We start from the raw sequence: 17,014 nt of genomic DNA, 5'->3' as shown, positions 1-17,014 counted from the left end.
GAGCTGTTCTATGAGACATTTTTGTTTGATTTTCCGATGTTTTTGTCTCATAGAGAGGGGGTTGGTCACTCCTATGGGACATTTCAGCTTAATTTTCTATTAGATTTGTCCCATAGAAAGAGATTCGGCCACTCCAATGAACCATTTCTGCTCTATTTTCAGAGCTTTTTGTCCAATAGGAATTAAACACCGACTCTTAGAAAATATTCTGGCAAGTTTGGCTCTGCAGTAATGAGATATATTTCGACCGCTTGCTGGTTACCCAGGCAAAATAAAGTTAAGCTGAATCCTACCATTTCCCCATTTCCACTTCATAAAGAAGAAATATTTTGTTATTCTATGTTTATATCATAAAGTATCCATTTTTATTTATTATGTGTTTTTTCAGGGAGTGACCTCTTTTGTATTCTTTTTTAGGAAAAATTGCAGCGTTTATATTAAAGGTTTTTTCGAAAATAACGGTAAAAAACCTTGATAATCTTCCGAAAGATACTGGTTTTATTATTGCTTGTAATCATATCGGTTGGGTTGATATTGTCGGGTTGGGTGTAGCCTTGTTACCGCGACAAATTCATTTTATGGCCAAGAAGGAATTATTCAAACGAAAACCAGTCGCCAAATTTTTAACGTCTTTAAATGCCTTTCCGGTTGACCGAAAAAATCCCGGGACAAGCAGCATAAAAACACCTGTGAAATTATTGAAGGAAGGAAATATTGTCGGTATTTTCCCGAGTGGAACAAGAAATGATCATGCGCCAATTAAAAGGGGTGCGGTGACGATCGCCAATTTGGCAAAAGTCCCGATTGTCCCTTGTGCCTATTCGGGTCCAACTAATATAAAAGATGTGTTAAAAAGGAAAAAAATAAATATCATCATCGGGGAACCAATGACAATTTCTGTTAAAGGAAAAGAGGAGCTATTACAGAAAACGGACGAACTTTCCAAACAGATACATAAACTGGAAACAGAAATCATATCGATAAAGAAGTAAATCAAAAGTTAATGATTTCACAATGTAATGTTGGTAGAATAAGAAGGTAAATAATTTATAAGGGTGTGAAGGGAAAATGGAATCTTTTAAAGCATTGGTAGTTGATAAATTAAACAACGAAACAAAGTTATCGATTCAGGATTTAACATTAAATGATCTTCCTGATGGTGATGTTGTCATCGATGTTCATTATTCGAGTGTGAACTATAAGGATGGATTAGCAACAATTCCAAATGGCGGTGTTGTTCGCAATTATCCATTTGTTCCCGGTATCGATCTGGCAGGAATTGTTCGTGATTCACAAGATCCTCGTTATAAACCGGGAGATGAAGTCATTATTACCGGATATGATTTAGGCGTAAATCATTTCGGCGGTTACAGTGAAGTGGCCCGTGTTCCGGGGGATTGGATTGTCCCACTTCCAAACGGACTCACTTTAAAAGAAGCAATGGCCATTGGGACGGCCGGTTTTACAGCTGCACTCTCCATCCATCGTCTCGAAGAAAATGGATTAACAAGTGAAAAAGGTCCGGTGCTTGTAACCGGTGCTACAGGCGGTGTCGGCAGCAGTGCTGTTTCCATGTTAAGTAAATTAGGCTATAAGGTTACTGCTAGTTCGAGAAAAGCAAATGAACAAGATTATTTACGGCAAATTGGTGCTTCCAAAATAATAACCCCTGAAGAACTTACCAATCCGAAAAACCGTCCTCTTTTGAAACAAAGATGGGCCGCTTGTGTGGATCCGGTTGCAGGCAGCTATTTACCGGCCGTCCTCGCGTCCATTCAATATGGCGGATCTGTTGCTGTAAGCGGTTTGACAGGAGGAAATAATTTTACAAGCACTGTATTCCCGTTTATTTTAAGAGGTGTCAATCTTCTCGGCATTGATTCTGTTTTTTGTCCGATGGAAACAAGACTTGCGATTTGGGAGCGGTTAGCCGGGGAAATGAAACCGAATCAGTTGTTGGAGTCGATTGCCAATGAAGTTACATTAGAACAATTACCGGAAGTTTGTAAAAAGATTTTAAACGGAGAATTGAAAGGTCGTACAATCGTTACATTGAAATAATAAATAGATGATTGCAGATTCTGAAAAAACATACCATCGTTAATAGAAGCAGTTGGCGAATCACCAATTGCTTTTTTTACCTGCTTTTTTACTCAAAAAGGAAGAGGTTTAGAATAGAGCCTTATGAAAAAATATTTGCGAATAGTGATTGACATTAAATTGGCTATAATGGTATGATTCAATAAGGTTAAAAAAATCAAAAAGTAGAAGGGAGGTTATGGTCATGATGAATAGAACATATTTTGTTAAACGAAACCAAGTGAACCAAGTAAATATGATCATAGCCTGCTCTTTTTTCAAAAATCATTTTCACTTTGCATGAAAATATTTTTTTCGAAATATATTGATAATAACAAAGGCGCAGGTTTATGAAGTATGCGTCTTTTCTTGTTCGGGCACCGTGCATCCGTACTAAGGGCGTAGGGTGCTCTTTTTTGACTCAAAAAAATTGGAAAAACTTGGGTGTAACAGAGAACTGTTCACATAGATCATTTTCTAAAAGGATTTACTCCGGATAGAAACTTGAATACATACGGTGAGTTTTGCCAATATTTTTTCAACCTGTGACATTAAAAAATTCCAGTATTCAATCTATCCAATGGACGTATTCATTTGGAAAAGGAAAATTTAAGATTGGGGAGATGTTTTATGCGTGTAAAAACATTAATCATGATGAAAAGTTTAGATCTTGAAGGCGGATAGTGAAAATTTTACACAGTTGAGGAGTTGACAGACATTGTTTAGTGTATTAGTGAAATTAAAATGGTTTTTTAAAGAATATTGGAAAAGGTATTTTGTCGCTGTTCTTTTACTGATTATTGCCAACTTTATCGAAGTGATCCCACCGATGATGATTGGTTCAGTGGTTGATGATATATTTCTTGGCGGCATGACCGGTGAAAAACTAACATTTTATCTTGTTTCCTTAACCGGACTGGCCATATTAAATTATTTGATTAGTTACAAATGGCAATATAATTTATTTGGTGGGGCTTTTGTCGTAGAAAAGATATTACGCTCCAAACTGATGAATCATTTGCTTAAGATGTCACCAACGTTTTATGAAAAGAATCGAACCGGTGACTTGATGGCACGAGCAACAAATGATTTGCGATCCGTTTCTGTTACTGCCGGATTCGGTATTTTGACATTAATGGATTCGACTTTATATATGCTGACGATTCTCTTCATGATGGGATTTCAGGTATCATGGAAACTCACATTCGTCAGTATCATTCCTTTACCGTTTTTAGCAATCGCAATGAAAATTTTAGGGGATAAAATTCATCATCACTATACCATTGCTCAAGATGCGTTTGGTGAAATGAATGATCGCGTCCTTGAATCTGTATCAGGTGTCCGTGTCATCCGTGCTTACAGTCAAGAAAGGGCAGAGGAAAAACTATTTGAAAAAATGACTAATGATGTTTACCGGAAAAATCTTGTCGTTGAAAAAATTGATGCCTACTTTTTCCCAATATCACGGATAGCTACCGGGTTAAGCAACTGTATTAGCTTATCTTTTGGTGCCTATTTGGTCATGCACCAACAAATTACGCTTGGTGAGCTCGTTTCATTTAATGTTTATCTCGGAATGTTGACATGGCCGATGTACGCAATCGGGGAATTGATTAATGTTATGCAGCGCGGTAATGCTTCTTTGGATCGGGTTCAAGAAACGCTTAATTACCATGAGGATGTCCCGGATCCTGACAAACCGGTTACAGTAGAAAATTTATCCGATATTGCATTCGAGCACGTTAGCTTTCAATATCCATCATCGAATGAAAAGAATTTACAAGATCTTTCACTCCATATCCGTCAAGGGGAGACGATTGGTATTGTCGGGAAAACCGGGAGCGGGAAAACTACATTTATTAAACAAATTTTGCGTGAATATCCGCTTGGGGAAGGAAAGTTGCTATTATCCGGCGTTCCTATTCGTTTGCAGAAAAAACAAGATATTCGGAATTGGATCGGTTATGTTCCGCAAGATACTTTTTTATTCTCAAGATCAATTAAGGAAAATATTTTATTCGGCAACCAACATGCAACCGAAGAGGAAATGATGAAAGCCATTGAACTGGCGGATTTCACTAAAGATTTATCTATGTTGCCTGAAGGGTTAAATACACTTGTCGGTGAAAAAGGTGTCGCCTTGTCAGGGGGTCAGAAGCAGAGGATATCCATTGCCCGGGCGCTGATTAAAAACCCGGAAATTCTCATTCTTGATGATGCGCTTTCTGCTGTAGACGGGAAGACAGAAGCGAAAATTATTCAAAATTTACGCGAAGAGCGAGCCGGAAAAACAACCATTATTACGACGCATCGCCTTTCAGCTGTAGAACATGCGCACTGGATTATCGTCCTGGATGAAGGAAAAGTCGTCGAGGCAGGCACCCATGGAGCATTACTAAATAAAGGCGGATGGTATAAAGAACAATTTGACCTTCAACAAATAAAATCGATTGCCGGGGAGGTGAATATATAATGGTTGGCAGACGTTTATTTCAATATGCCATGTACTTTAAAAAGATCATTTTTACTGCACTTTTTATGTTAACAATTGCCGTAACAGCAGAAGTACTTAGTCCGTTTGTTGCGAAAATTATTATCGATGATCATATCATGGCAAACCAACCTGATATCCCGACAATTATCAAGCTGATTGTCCTTTATTTTAGTTTATTTGTTATTGCCGGGATATTCAATTATGGTCAATATTACTTTTTACAAAAAGCGGCGAATCGAATCATTGAAAGAATGAGGAATGAATTATTCCGGAAGATTCAAACATTGCCAATTTCGTATTTTGATAACTTACCGGCAGGAAAAATAGTCGCTCGAATTACAAACGATACGGAAGCGATTCGTGATTTGTATGTAGCTGTTTTGTCGAACTTTTTTACCGGTATTGTGCAAATGATTGGAATCTTCATTGCTATGTTTATTCTTGATGCAAAACTTGCTCTTATTTTTACCCTCATTATCCCTGTCATGGTCATTTGGATGATGATTTACAGGAAGTATGCGGCAAAGTATAACCATGTGATACGTTCGAAAATTAGTGAAATCAATGCGATGATTAATGAATCGATTAAAGGAATGCCGATTATCCAAGCATTTAATCGGGAAGATGCGACCCGAGATGAATTCGAGACTTTGAATCAAACTCATTTTCAATATCAAAATAAACTATTGATATTAAACTCGTTATCTTCATGGAATTTAGTTGGCACTATAAAAGCCATTGTCTTCGTTGCATTTATCTGGTATTTCGGCGGCGATGCAATTTCCACCCGTACGAATTTGACGGTTGGTGTGTTGTATGCCTATGTAGACTATATTAACCGGCTCTTCAATCCGATCCATAATATTGTTAATCAGTTTAGTAATTTAGAAGCTTCATTGGTGGCAGGCGAACGCGTCTTTCGCTTATTGGACGAAAAGGGAACCCCGGTAAGTGATGAAAAAATACCTCGCTATCAAGGAAATGTCCAATTTAACCATGTGTACTTTGCTTATAAAGAAAAAGAATATGTGTTAAAGGATATTCATTTCCAAGCGAGTCATGGTGAAACAGTTGCATTTGTCGGTCATACCGGTTCCGGGAAAAGTTCGATTATGAATTTATTGTTTCGATTTTACGACCCAAGTCGTGGGGAGATTTTGATTGATGGAAAAAATATTATGGATTTCCCGAAACAAACGATCCGTGAACATATGGCCATCGTGTTACAAGAACCGTTTTTATTTACGGGGACGATTTTTTCAAATATTACTATGAATGATCCGAAAATTACGAGGGAGGACGCAGAAGCTGCATTGCGGGCTGTTGGTGCTGATTTCGTTTTTAACCAATTGGAACACGGCTTGGATGAACCGGTCCTCGAAAAAGGAAGTACGCTATCATCCGGCCAGCGCCAATTAATCTCTTTTGCCCGTGCCCTTGCTTTCAATCCGGCAATCTTGATTTTGGATGAAGCAACTTCGAATATTGATACAGAAACGGAAAGCGTCATCCAACAAGCAATGGAAGTGTTAAAACAAGGTCGGACGACATTCATCATTGCTCACAGGCTCTCGACGATTAAAAACGCTGATCAAATTTTAGTTCTTGACCGTGGTATGATCGTTGAAAAAGGGAATCACGAAGAATTGATGGAGCAAAAAGGGAAGTATTATCAAATGTATCAGATTCAACAAGGCGTGGCAATGGAACATGTCAGGTAAACAATCTGTTCAACAACCAATGCCCCTGCTAAATCGTAATCAACGAAGAAGATGGGAGACGAGCTAACCTTATATGTCCGATTTGTTCGGCCGGGTAAGGTGTTGGTTTTCCCACATGGATTTGTGTCCATTAGCGGAATTCCGACTATTTGATTTTAATACTGTTATAGGGAAAAAAGGTTGCCATAAAAGTTTGTATGACTGGCAACCTTTTTTCTTTTGCGATATGATAAGGGTAATTCAGAAAAAAACATGCAGGAGTTTCTTTATGATCGGGAATAAATATCCATATAGACTAAGTATCATTATTTTTATTTTTTTCTTCAGTTTTCTGCTCGTGACCCTGTTTGTACAAACCGGGAAGATTGAAAAATTTGATTTATCGATTATTCATTTTGTTCAAGGGTTTGAAACACCGTTGTTAACTTCAATTATGTTGTTTTTTACCAAAATCGGTTCATTTCCTATCGTTACCCTCCTTTTTCTATTAATTTCTTTATTCTTGTATTTTGTTTTTCATCATCGCAGTGAACTGGTTTTGTTTGCGGTTGTCATTGCCGGCACACTAGTAATCAACCGGTTATTAAAGGAATATTTTGAGCGGGTAAGACCGGATATTCACCGGTTGATAGAAATAGGCGGTTACAGTTTTCCGAGCGGGCATGCTATGACAGCTTTTTCTGTTTATACAATATTGGCTTTTCTTTTCTGGCGCCATATTTCAACACGTTTCGGTCGCATCATGTTGCTTATTTTTAGTGCATTATTTATTTTCATGATCGGTATAAGTCGAATTTATCTGGGTGTGCATTACCCGAGTGATATTCTCGGCGGTTATTTTGTCAGCGGTATGTGGTGTACATTGGCAATCGGTTTTTTTCAAAAGTATAAAAATAGGAATCATGCCAAGGATTAGCTTTATTGGGAGTGGGAAGGGGAGACCCAGGAAATTGGAAGGGGGAATTTCAAATATGGATTTAAAACAAATATTTACAAGGATTCAAAATCATCATTCTGCCATGTTAGGAAAAGAACATTACCGAGCGTTCGGAATTTTAGTCCCACTTATTCAAATAGATGGACAAATTCACCTTTTATTTGAAGTACGATCATTACAGTTGAAAAGACAGCCTGGTGAAATTTGCTTTCCGGGTGGAGGGGTTGAAAAATATGATCCTACTCCACAAGATACGGCAATTCGTGAAACTGCCGAAGAACTTGGCATTGAAAAAGATTCAATTTCATGTGTTTATCCATTAGACTTTTTTGTTCAGTCAATGGATGGAAGAATCATTTATCCTTATGTAGGTTTTATCGATAATATAGAGAAAATAAAACCAAATCCTGATGAGGTGAAGGAAATCTTTACCGTACCAATCGAATATTTAAGAGACATGAAACCGGAAGAACATCGACTAACCTTTCAAGTCCAACTTGGTGAAGACTTCCCTTATCACCTCATACCTGGCGGGAAAAACTATTCGTGGAAAACGCGGGAAATCGTTGAATATTTTTATTTCTATAAGGACTATGTGATTTGGGGTTTGACAGCCAATATTTTACGTCATTTCTTATCCATTGTTTATGAACAGGATAATGGAGAGAAAAAATAAGTTCCGAAAAAGTTATTATGGATGATTTCACGAAAAGATTTGCATAAACGATGTTTCTTAAACGACCAATACGAAACGTTAAGCGTTACTTTTCGGGTATTAACCATTGTATCTTTTTCGTCATTATGTTTAAATAGTCACGTACCTGTGTACATTTGGATAGGTAAAGAACATTTCAATCTCTTGCAACAGAAGAAAGCGAAGTAATGGATTCGCAGCTTCCCTTGTAAAACTAGATAAATACCACGTATCCAAAAAACATAATCAATAAAGGAGTGTCTACATATGAAATGCAAAATTAACCGGAATGCGGCAAAAGTACTAAAGAAACAATTGGAGTCCGAAGAAGCACAAGGGAAAATGGTTCGTGTCTATGTGACTCATGAACACGGTGATCATGTTCATTACGGATTAACGTTTGATACCCCAACGGAGCATGATGAAATTGTTAAAACGGACAAAGATATTGATGTTTTACTGGATAAAAGAAATGACTGGTTAGATGGTGTCTGGATTCAATATTTTTATGTTCCTGAAGAAGGATTTGTCATTACTAATCCGACAAAAGGCGGACATCACCATCACTAAATGATAAATATATTTTCAAAAGGCTCTGTTAACCACTACTAATTGAAGTTTCCCTGTATTCGTCACAGGTTGAAGCACTTGGTTTAACAGAGTTTTTTAAAAAAATTTATTGGGGGAGTTATGGCTACAAAAAAATATTATGTCGTTTGGAAAGGTACGAACACAGGTATTTTCACTTCATGGGATGACTGTAAACGAAATGTTCAAGGAGTTCCGGGTGCAAAATACAAATCATTCCCATCGCTAAAAGAGGCAGAAATTGCTTTTCAGAGCGGTTGGCAAGCATATTACGGGGAAAACACAAAAAGTGACAAGAAAGCAAAGGCAAGAATACAAACGAACATTCAACAGAACCATGATTATATTGAAGACAGTATCGCTGTCGATGCGGCATGCAGCGGGAATCCGGGTCCAATGGAATATAAAGGCGTTTGTCTAAAAACCGGTCAAACATTATTTCACTTTGGTCCAATCGTAGGAACAAATAATATCGGTGAATTTCTGGCCATTGTCCATGCCCTCGGATTTTTACAAAAGAAAAACTTGTCTATTCCGATTTATTCTGATTCGCAAACTGCCATCAAATGGGTAAAAATGAAAAAAGCGAATACAAATTTACCGTTAACCAAGGAAACAGAACAAGTATGGAATTTAATCAAACGTGCAGAACAATGGTTGCAAACACATTCCTATGCCAATCCAATCATTAAATGGGAGACGAAACTATGGGGAGAGAACAAAGCCGATTTTGGCAGGAAATAAATTGATTGATATCTTATGCACAATGGTACTTGTTTTTTCAGTTAAACGGACAACCGGTGGGGGATATTGTGCTCCCCCGGGGATTGAAATGTCACTTAGTAATTGGTTATTCAACAATCTTATCTTTCTAGGTTATCTTTTTCAGTTTGTACAATCTGAAAGTATGACCTCTTTTTTTTACAGTTAATTGAGGGACATTGAAAAAGTAAAGAACATCGTCCTCAATTTTGTTCGGTTTTTCCATTTGGTAAGATAAGTACTTCCACTCTTCGATTTTTTGCCTTTCCTTCTTCGGTATCGTTGGAAGCAATCGGTTGAAATTCACCAAATCCTTTCGCACTAAACATTCTTGGATCAAGCTGGTCATTTTCTAAGATAATTTTCATAAAATTGACGGCACGCATGACACTAAGCTCCCAGTTTGATGAAAAATTAGAATTCTGGATCGGGACATTGTCCGTGTGCCCGCTAATAATGACGTTGTGCGGAGGGTCAATGACGAGTAAGTCGCTGATTTCTTTTGCAATCGCAATATCTTCTTCACGCACTTCAGCACTTCCGGAATCAAACAAAACACTGTCATTAATTGTAACAAGAAGCCCCTCGCTCGTTAACGAAGTTTTCAGCTGACCGGTTAGCCCTTTTTCCAAAATGTACTGGTTGACTCGCTCTTGAGTAGCACTTAAAGTAGTTTGTTCGTCAACCGATACTTTGGTCTGTTCTTTTGCCTTCTCTAATTTTTCCTTCGTTTCATCTGCCAGCTCTTCACCATTTTTTTGTTCAATACTTTCGTAGTCAACAATCCCTGTTCCTCCTGTAAAAATTTCGCTAAATACCTTTGACATGGACTGAAATTTTTGGGCATCTACCGCACTGGATGCAAACAATACAATAAATAAGGCAAGTAATAAAGTCATTAAATCCGAGTATGGTAATAACCAAGTTTCATTAAATTCTTTATCGTCCTTTTCCTTTTTACGCCTGCTCATGTTTCGGTTCCCTGCCTTCATCTAAAAAATGTTGCCGCTCATCAGTCGGCAAAAAGGATGAAAGTTTTTGCTCAATTTCTTTCGGTGTTTCTCCTTGAAGAATAGAGAGAATCCCCTCAATCATCAACAGTTTCATACGAACTTCCAGCTTTGATTTCCGACGTAATTTATTGGCAAACGGGTTCCAGAGTATATAACCGGTGAAAATACCGAGTAATGTTGCAATAAAGGCAGCACTAATGGCATGTCCCAATTTCTCTGTATCACTCATATCCCCGAGAGCGGCAATTAAACCAACGACCGCACCAAGCACACCAAGTGTCGGTGCGTATGTTCCTGCTTGAGCAAAGATTTGCGCTCCGACAGCATGACGTTCTTCCATGGCATCAATTTCTTCCAACAAAACATCACGAATATAATCGGGCGTCTTTCCGTCAATTGCCATACCCATTCCATTTTTTAAAAAAGGGTCATCGATTTCTTCCAGTTTTTTTTCTAAAACAAGTATGCCTTCCTTCCGTGCGATTTGTGACCATTCCGAAAACAACTTAATTGCTTCGGTCATCTTTATACTCTTTTGTTCAGTAAAAAGTATTTTAAATAACTTTGGAATATTTTTTAATTCACTCATTGGAAAAGCGATTGTAACAGCAGCTATTGTACCTAACAAAATTATTAAAAATGCGGCAGGATTGTTTAAAGCAACAATATCGACACCTTTTAAAACCATCCCGACACCGACTGCAACAATTCCAAAAATAATACCAAGTAATGAAGTTTTATCCATTTAAATCACCTATCTACCATCATTTTTGCCCTAATTATCAAATTGATAAAAAGTCATTTCATATTCAGACATGTACTTTATATTTGATTTCAGGCTAATATACTATCTCACTTTTTATCGACATTTTTTTACAAAATTTAATAGCAGGTAAAAAAATAATGTTTTTGCGCCAAAATAATACAGAAGAAATTAAGAAAATTTATGATTTCGTGCACCTGACATACAAATCCACCCATAAGTATGTTAGAATAATAAAATATTAGGTAAAGATTTTATAGAATGGAGTTTGTTTATGAAACTAGTAAGTTGGAATGTCAACGGCCTAAGAGCATGTGTGAAAAAAGGCTTTTTGGAATATTTTTATGACATAGATGCAGATATTTTTTGTATACAAGAAACGAAATTAAAAGAGGGCCAGATTGACGTTGATTTACCGGGATACTTACAATATTGGAACTACGCCGAAAAGAAAGGGTATTCCGGAACAGCTGTGTTTACAAAATATAAACCATTGACGGTTTCATATGGTTTTTCTCCGGAAGAAAGTGAGCGAGAAGGAAGAATCATTACCTTGGAGTATGAGAATTTTTACTTAGTGAATGTATATACGCCAAATTCACAGCGAGATTTGGCAAGATTGAAGTTTCGCTTAGAATGGGAAGATAAGCTGAAGAAATATCTATTGGCATTAAATGAAAAGAAGCCTGTGGTGTACTGTGGTGATTTAAATGTTGCCCATCAGGAGATTGATTTGAAAAACGCTAAGTCCAATATCGGTAATTCCGGATTCACGAATGAAGAGCGAGAAAAAATGACGAGTTTACTGGCATCTGGATTTATTGATACATTTCGTTATTTACATCCGGATGCGGTCGACCGTTATACTTGGTGGAGCTATATGAACAAAGTACGGGATAGAAATATCGGATGGCGTATTGATTATTTTATTGTTTCAGAAAGTATCAAAGAAAAAATTGTAAATGCTGACATTCATTCACATGTATTAGGAAGTGACCATTGTCCGATTCTTTTAGAAATCGACCTGTAATATTTCCTTCGTATTGCCAATATTTTTCATCTAAAAGGGAATTATGTTAAAATTACGAAGTGTTATTCTTTTTTAGAATGCTTTTCTAGGAATAATAAGACTAGTAGAAAGATTGAATAGTTTATTTCCTATTTTTGTGATGATTTTGAAAACTATTTAAGTTTATATACAACAAATTGAAAGGAAAGAAAGCTGTATGAAAAAAATTAAAATAACATGTGACCGTACGGCCGATCTTCCCGATGAATATCTTATTCAAAATGATATTGAAACAATTCCTCTCTATATTATTTTAGATGATAAAACCTATCGGGACGGAATCGATATTACTCCTGATGATATATTTTCCTATGCGGAACGAACAGGAAAACTACCTAAAACGGCAGCTGCCTCAGTTCAAAATTATTTTGATATATTCTCAAAATATGAGTCCTATGATGCCGTTATTCATATTAGTCTGGGTGAGAATTTTTCCAGTTCTTATCAAAATGCATACTTGGCTTCTCAAAAGTTTCATAACGTGCATGTGATTAATTCTGACAATTTATCAACTGGAACCGGTCATATCGTTATGGAAGCTGTTCAATTAGTAGAACAGGGAATGGAAGTTGAAAGTATTGTAAGAAAATTAACAGAACTCGTTCCTAAAGTGGAAGCCAGTTTTGTCATCGATACGCTTGATTATTTGAAAATGGGTGGCAGATGTTCCGCTATTACTGCTTTTAGTGCAAACTTGTTAAATATTAAACCATGTATTGAAGTCATTAACGGGAAGATGGACGTGGGAAAAAAATATCGCGGACGCTTTGAAAAATCAATTGAAAAATATGTGGTTGACCGTTTGAAAGACCGAAGCGATATTGTCCGTGACCGTATTTTTATTACCCATTCCGGATGTTCTGAGGAAATCATTAAGCGAGTTCAAGAATTAATTAATCAGCACCAAAAGTTTAAAGAAATTATTATTACAAAGGCATCTTGCACGATTTCCAGTCATTGCGGTCCCAATACACTTGGCATTCTTTTTAAAAGAATATAGAGGCACGACTTTCAAGCGGTGCCTCTTTTAATAAATTTGTTTATTATTTGGCATAAAAGTTTTCCGTATAATAAGGTTCAGCATTTGTGTTGAAAGCAACTCCCACACCTAAGTATTCATAATCCTTTTCAAGAATATTTTTTCGGTGACCAAGCGAATTCAATAATCCTTCATGGGCGAAGATACTGCTAAATTGGCCATATGCTAAGTTTTCTCCAGCAAGAATAAAAGTAATCTGGTCCGCTGCCATCCGATCGAATGGATCTTGTCCTTTGGGATTTGTATGGCTGAAATAAGCATTAGCCGCCATATCATCGCTATGCTTCCGGGCGGTTATGCGAACACGTTCATCCCAAGTTAATGGGCTTAGATTGTGTTTAACCCGTTCCGCATTCGTTAAATCAAATAGTTGATATTCAAAACCTTCCTTTAAAGCCTGGCTTTCATCGGTATACAAGTAAGCTCGGTCATTTTCAAGGGATTCACTTATGATTTGGATAGCAGTAACGGTATTATTTTCATGTATATCATAGAAGATTGTAATGTAACTGTTATCCTTGTGAAAAATATCGTATTCGCGGTCTTCAGGAAGATTGTAGCGAACAACCCCTTTTTGAATGCTCGTAAGCGGTTCTGTTCCCATCTTACTTAATACTTCTTCTTTTCCGGTGCCAATGCCAATACCGTTTGCTGATGATATTAAGTTTTGATTTGTAAATAATCCGGCAACTTTCCCATCTTTATTATAGGCAACCATGAAAAAGTTTTGATAGTTTTCATGATAAGTATGCCAGTTTGTATGATATTCATTTAAGCTGACTCTCTTCGGCTGCCCGTACATATTTTCTACATCTTGTTTTGACGAACCTAATTCAATATTTGCTATCGAAAAGGTTTGTTGTTCCGGTGCATTTAATGTAATTTCTTCGGCTTTATCATTGTTCTTGGGGTCATCTTCGGTCATTTCATTTATGGAATCGGTTATCCCGTATATAATATCATTTATGTCTTCTTTTATTTCCGACAAGTTAATTTGATCTGTTAAATCTGATATTCCTTCTTTAAGTTGGTCAATAAATGAATTGGTCTCTTGGTCAGCATTATTAGTGAAAGAAAATAATAATACTAGTGCAGCAATTATTAAAATAACCCGCAAATTTTGTCCACTCCTTTCAATCCCTTTACCCAAGCTCGTTTGGTAAAAGACTCGGACGCCATGACTGCTCAAGCTTTTCTTTTCTAATTATAACAGAAATGATTAGGTAAACCGCAAAGATGAGCGATTATAAATTTATAGAGTAATATCAATTCTACATGTTTTTCATTCGAATAGGAAAACCACAAACAGAACCATTCGCTTTCTCTTTAAGTTTGTACATAATACCATACGTTAAAATATCTAGCAAATGGATGAAATAACCAAAAGAAAAACGGTGTGAGATTAGTTTCTCAGCACCGTTTTTTTTCACTAAATTTTGTTATCAACTTACAGCCAAGCAGCACCTACAATAATCAATAGGATGAATAGAACTACGATCAGGGCGAACCATCTTCCACCACCAAAACCGTAGCCGCCACCGTAGCAGCCACCGTAGCCGCCGCCGTAGCCACCGTAGCCATATCCTCCATGGCATCCGTAAAAGCCCATTCAAATCCCTCCATTCGTGTAATAAAAATATTCTTTACTTGGAATTGTGCTGTTCATCATTCGTGACAGTCCATTCCTGTAATGACCAACAAACGCTAGTCACTCTCCAGAAACAAAGGACAATGAATAATCAATCAAAGTCCTTTATTTTACTTACCAAATGTACGCTGAACCAACGATGATTAATAGGATAAACAACACAACAATCAAGGCAAATCCTGCACCATATCCTCCTGCTGTTGGAGCACTCATCAATAAACACCTCCATGTTTATTTGTTATCAGTATATGTATCAACCTACAAATTGACTAGTCATATGTCCCTAATTCATAAAATTGGGCAATTACCTATAAGTCGATTCAAAGGAAAAGAAGAAGAATAAAAGATCTGTTCTTCACAACAGAACAGACCTTAAATTTAAATTATTTGAAAAGTATATCATTTCGGTCGAACTTTTTTTACAATGGATGCCATCTGTTTAACTAATGGATCAGCTTGTTTGACTATTTTATTCACTTGCCCGATGGATTGGGAAATTTTATCAAAATCCCAGTGACCATCATTTGTTTTAAAGTAATCAAAAAATATCTGAGAAGAAGGTTTATTAACATGTTGAACAGGGAAAAAAGGATTTCTTGGCCGCCGCGGTCCTAGTGGTCCCTGGTTATATGGAAACATGGTTCTCCCTCCTTTCAAAATGTCAGAAACTGATGATGATACTTTATTTATATTTCTTTGCCGATCATTTGGTAAAGGCATTCGTCTTGCTTTGGTATTTGAAATATTTTATCGATTTTGGATTACTGCTTGTTGCATAGTTAATTAACGGAGCAGCATAACAATGAATGAAAAAAAACTCATCATCCGAATTTCTTCTAAACATATACCGTCAAAAGTTCCACCTTTAAAAATTTTTTATCCTCCGATTGCTTTACTACATTTTTCGGTTCAGGTAGAATAACAATATGCATGAAAAGATAAGGGCGATTGCGATTCACATAGCTGGAAAACTTGTGAGTTATAAAAGAACACAGATTTTTCCGGGAATCAAAAGTTTAAGGGAAGGTCACTATGAACGAAGAAAACATTACTAGAATTTTTTTGAATGATAAAGAATATATTTTGATCGGAACTGCTCACGTATCAAAAAACAGTGCCGAGCAAGTGAAGGAAATTATTGAAACAGAACAGCCGGATTCAGTTTGCATTGAGTTGGATCAAGGACGATATCAATCTATTACGGAAGGAAACAAGTGGAAAGATACGGATATTTTTAAAATTATTAAAGAGAAAAGGGCAGGGATGGTATTTATCAATTTGGCACTTTCATCTTTTCAGAAAAGAATGGCTGATCAAATGGGGATTAAACCCGGTCAAGAGATGATTCAAGGAATTGAATCGGCTAAAACGGTTGGTGCAAAACTTATTCTAGCTGATCGAAATATTCAAACTACCTTTTCCCGCATTTGGCACAGCATGAATTTTAAAGAAAAAATGATGCTTCTCACCCAAGTTATAGCCGGTATTTTTACCGATGAAAAAATAACGGAAGAAGATTTGGAACAATTAAAAACAAAAGACAGCATTGATGCCATGCTTAATGAGTTTACTGAAAATTTACCGCAATTGAAAAAACCGTTGATTGATGAACGGGATCAATATTTGGCTGAGAAAATAAGAACGGCACCCGGTGAAAAAGTCGTAGCTGTATTAGGTGCAGCTCATGTTCCCGGTGTTTCAAGAGAAATAGAAAAAACGCATGATTTAACTGAATTAACAAAAACACCGCCAAAGTCGAAAAAACCAAAAATTATCGGCTGGTCGATCCCCGTTCTTATTATTGCCATTATCGTTTATACATTTTTCGCGAACCCGGATGCAGGGATGCAACAAACATGGAGTTGGATTTTATGGCACGGCTCTTTGTCAGCACTTGGAGCGGCGTTGGCATTTGGTCATCCGCTAACCATTTTAACTGCTTTTGTGGCAGCTCCCATTACCGCTTTAAATCCGTTGCTTGCTTCCGGATGGTTTGCAGGATTGGTACAAGCGTTTGTACGAAAACCGACTGTTGGTGATTTCGAAAACCTGTCAAATGATATTTCATCCGTAAAAGGGTTTTGGAACAATAAAGTAACACGAATTTTATTGATCATTATTTTATCCAATATTGGCAGCTCCATCGGCACATTTATTGGCGGTGCGGATGTATTGCGGTTATTCTTTAAAAATTTTTAATGAAAAGA

At 36.9% G+C, this 17,014-nt stretch carries 17 protein-coding genes; 11 read left to right on the top strand and 6 right to left on the bottom strand.

Annotated features, from left to right (window positions below):
• The first annotated feature begins 401 nt into the window (after nt 1–401).
• From BT1A1_RS09430 to BT1A1_RS09395, 8 genes are all read left to right on the top strand, one after another.
• Nucleotides 402–992 carry a lysophospholipid acyltransferase family protein gene (locus BT1A1_RS09430; RefSeq protein WP_034770467.1) on the top strand — a complete coding sequence of 197 codons (591 nt, stop codon included), beginning with the start codon at nt 402–404 and terminating at the stop codon, nt 990–992.
• Nucleotides 993–1,068: 76 nt separating this feature from the next.
• On the top strand, nt 1,069–2,061 hold the full coding sequence (locus tag BT1A1_RS09425; protein ID WP_034770466.1) for an NADPH:quinone oxidoreductase family protein: 993 nt from the start codon (nt 1,069–1,071) through the stop codon (nt 2,059–2,061).
• A 736-nt stretch (nt 2,062–2,797) separates the two neighbouring features.
• Entirely contained in the window at nt 2,798–4,552 is a 1,755-nt protein-coding gene (locus tag BT1A1_RS09420; protein ID WP_034770465.1) for an ABC transporter ATP-binding protein, read from the top strand.
• A complete protein-coding gene (locus tag BT1A1_RS09415) occupies nt 4,552–6,294 on the top strand; it encodes an ABC transporter ATP-binding protein (RefSeq protein WP_034770463.1) in 1,743 nt (580 codons plus the stop codon). The genes BT1A1_RS09420 and BT1A1_RS09415 overlap by 1 nt, the downstream gene beginning before the upstream one ends.
• A gap of 268 nt (nt 6,295–6,562) precedes the next feature.
• The gene (locus tag BT1A1_RS09410) at nt 6,563–7,210 is read left to right on the top strand and encodes a phosphatase PAP2 family protein (protein ID WP_034770462.1); all 648 of its coding nucleotides are present in this window, start codon (nt 6,563–6,565) and stop codon (nt 7,208–7,210) included.
• Nucleotides 7,211–7,265: 55 nt separating this feature from the next.
• Nucleotides 7,266–7,907 carry an NUDIX hydrolase gene (locus BT1A1_RS09405; protein ID WP_034770460.1) on the top strand — a complete coding sequence of 214 codons (642 nt, stop codon included), beginning with the start codon at nt 7,266–7,268 and terminating at the stop codon, nt 7,905–7,907.
• A gap of 285 nt (nt 7,908–8,192) precedes the next feature.
• Nucleotides 8,193–8,495 carry an iron-sulfur cluster assembly accessory protein gene (locus BT1A1_RS09400; RefSeq protein ID WP_034770459.1) on the top strand — a complete coding sequence of 101 codons (303 nt, stop codon included), beginning with the start codon at nt 8,193–8,195 and terminating at the stop codon, nt 8,493–8,495.
• Nucleotides 8,496–8,615: 120 nt separating this feature from the next.
• Nucleotides 8,616–9,257, top strand: a complete 642-nt coding sequence (locus BT1A1_RS09395; protein ID WP_034770457.1) for a ribonuclease H1 domain-containing protein — start codon at nt 8,616–8,618, stop codon at nt 9,255–9,257.
• 221 nt (nt 9,258–9,478) lie between these two features.
• On the opposite strand, the gene motB is transcribed toward BT1A1_RS09395, so the two are convergent.
• Both motB and motA read right to left on the bottom strand, forming a co-directional pair.
• Complete coding sequence (gene motB, locus BT1A1_RS09390; RefSeq protein ID WP_034770455.1) at nt 9,479–10,246, bottom strand: flagellar motor protein MotB; 768 nt, start codon at nt 10,244–10,246, stop codon at nt 9,479–9,481.
• Nucleotides 10,233–11,033: a flagellar motor stator protein MotA gene (gene motA / locus BT1A1_RS09385; RefSeq protein ID WP_034770454.1), complete on the bottom strand. Its 801-nt coding sequence runs from the start codon at nt 11,031–11,033 to the stop codon at nt 10,233–10,235. The genes motB and motA overlap by 14 nt, the downstream gene beginning before the upstream one ends.
• Before the next feature lie 292 nt (nt 11,034–11,325).
• On the opposite strand from motA, the gene BT1A1_RS09380 reads away from it, so the two are divergent.
• Both BT1A1_RS09380 and BT1A1_RS09375 read left to right on the top strand, forming a co-directional pair.
• Complete coding sequence (locus BT1A1_RS09380) at nt 11,326–12,081, top strand: exodeoxyribonuclease III (RefSeq protein WP_034770452.1); 756 nt, start codon at nt 11,326–11,328, stop codon at nt 12,079–12,081.
• Nucleotides 12,082–12,277: 196 nt separating this feature from the next.
• Nucleotides 12,278–13,120, top strand: a complete 843-nt coding sequence (locus tag BT1A1_RS09375) for a DegV family protein (protein ID WP_034770451.1) — start codon at nt 12,278–12,280, stop codon at nt 13,118–13,120.
• Nucleotides 13,121–13,163: 43 nt separating this feature from the next.
• On the opposite strand, the gene BT1A1_RS09370 is transcribed toward BT1A1_RS09375, so the two are convergent.
• From BT1A1_RS09370 to BT1A1_RS09365, 4 genes are all read right to left on the bottom strand, one after another.
• On the bottom strand, nt 13,164–14,276 hold the full coding sequence (locus BT1A1_RS09370) for a CAP-associated domain-containing protein (protein ID WP_072012685.1): 1,113 nt from the start codon (nt 14,274–14,276) through the stop codon (nt 13,164–13,166).
• Nucleotides 14,277–14,606: 330 nt separating this feature from the next.
• Nucleotides 14,607–14,768 carry a sporulation protein YjcZ gene (yjcZ, locus tag BT1A1_RS17915; RefSeq protein WP_072012684.1) on the bottom strand — a complete coding sequence of 54 codons (162 nt, stop codon included), beginning with the start codon at nt 14,766–14,768 and terminating at the stop codon, nt 14,607–14,609.
• 153 nt (nt 14,769–14,921) lie between these two features.
• Nucleotides 14,922–15,020 (bottom strand): YjcZ family sporulation protein, encoded by a 99-nt coding sequence (locus BT1A1_RS17910; RefSeq protein WP_072012683.1) that lies wholly within the window; start codon nt 15,018–15,020, stop codon nt 14,922–14,924.
• 186 nt (nt 15,021–15,206) lie between these two features.
• A complete protein-coding gene (locus BT1A1_RS09365) occupies nt 15,207–15,446 on the bottom strand; it encodes a YppG family protein (protein ID WP_034770449.1) in 240 nt (79 codons plus the stop codon).
• 393 nt (nt 15,447–15,839) lie between these two features.
• Here BT1A1_RS09365 and BT1A1_RS09360 point away from each other — a divergent pair, with 393 nt between their 5' ends.
• Nucleotides 15,840–17,006, top strand: a complete 1,167-nt coding sequence (locus BT1A1_RS09360; protein ID WP_034770447.1) for a TraB/GumN family protein — start codon at nt 15,840–15,842, stop codon at nt 17,004–17,006.
• Nucleotides 17,007–17,014 lie beyond the last annotated feature (8 nt).

This window comes from Caldibacillus thermoamylovorans, from assembly GCF_000751775.1.
In the GTDB taxonomy this organism is placed as follows: domain Bacteria; phylum Bacillota; class Bacilli; order Bacillales; family Caldibacillaceae; genus Caldifermentibacillus; species Caldifermentibacillus hisashii.
This window is presented reverse-complemented; position numbering and strand designations above follow the sequence as displayed.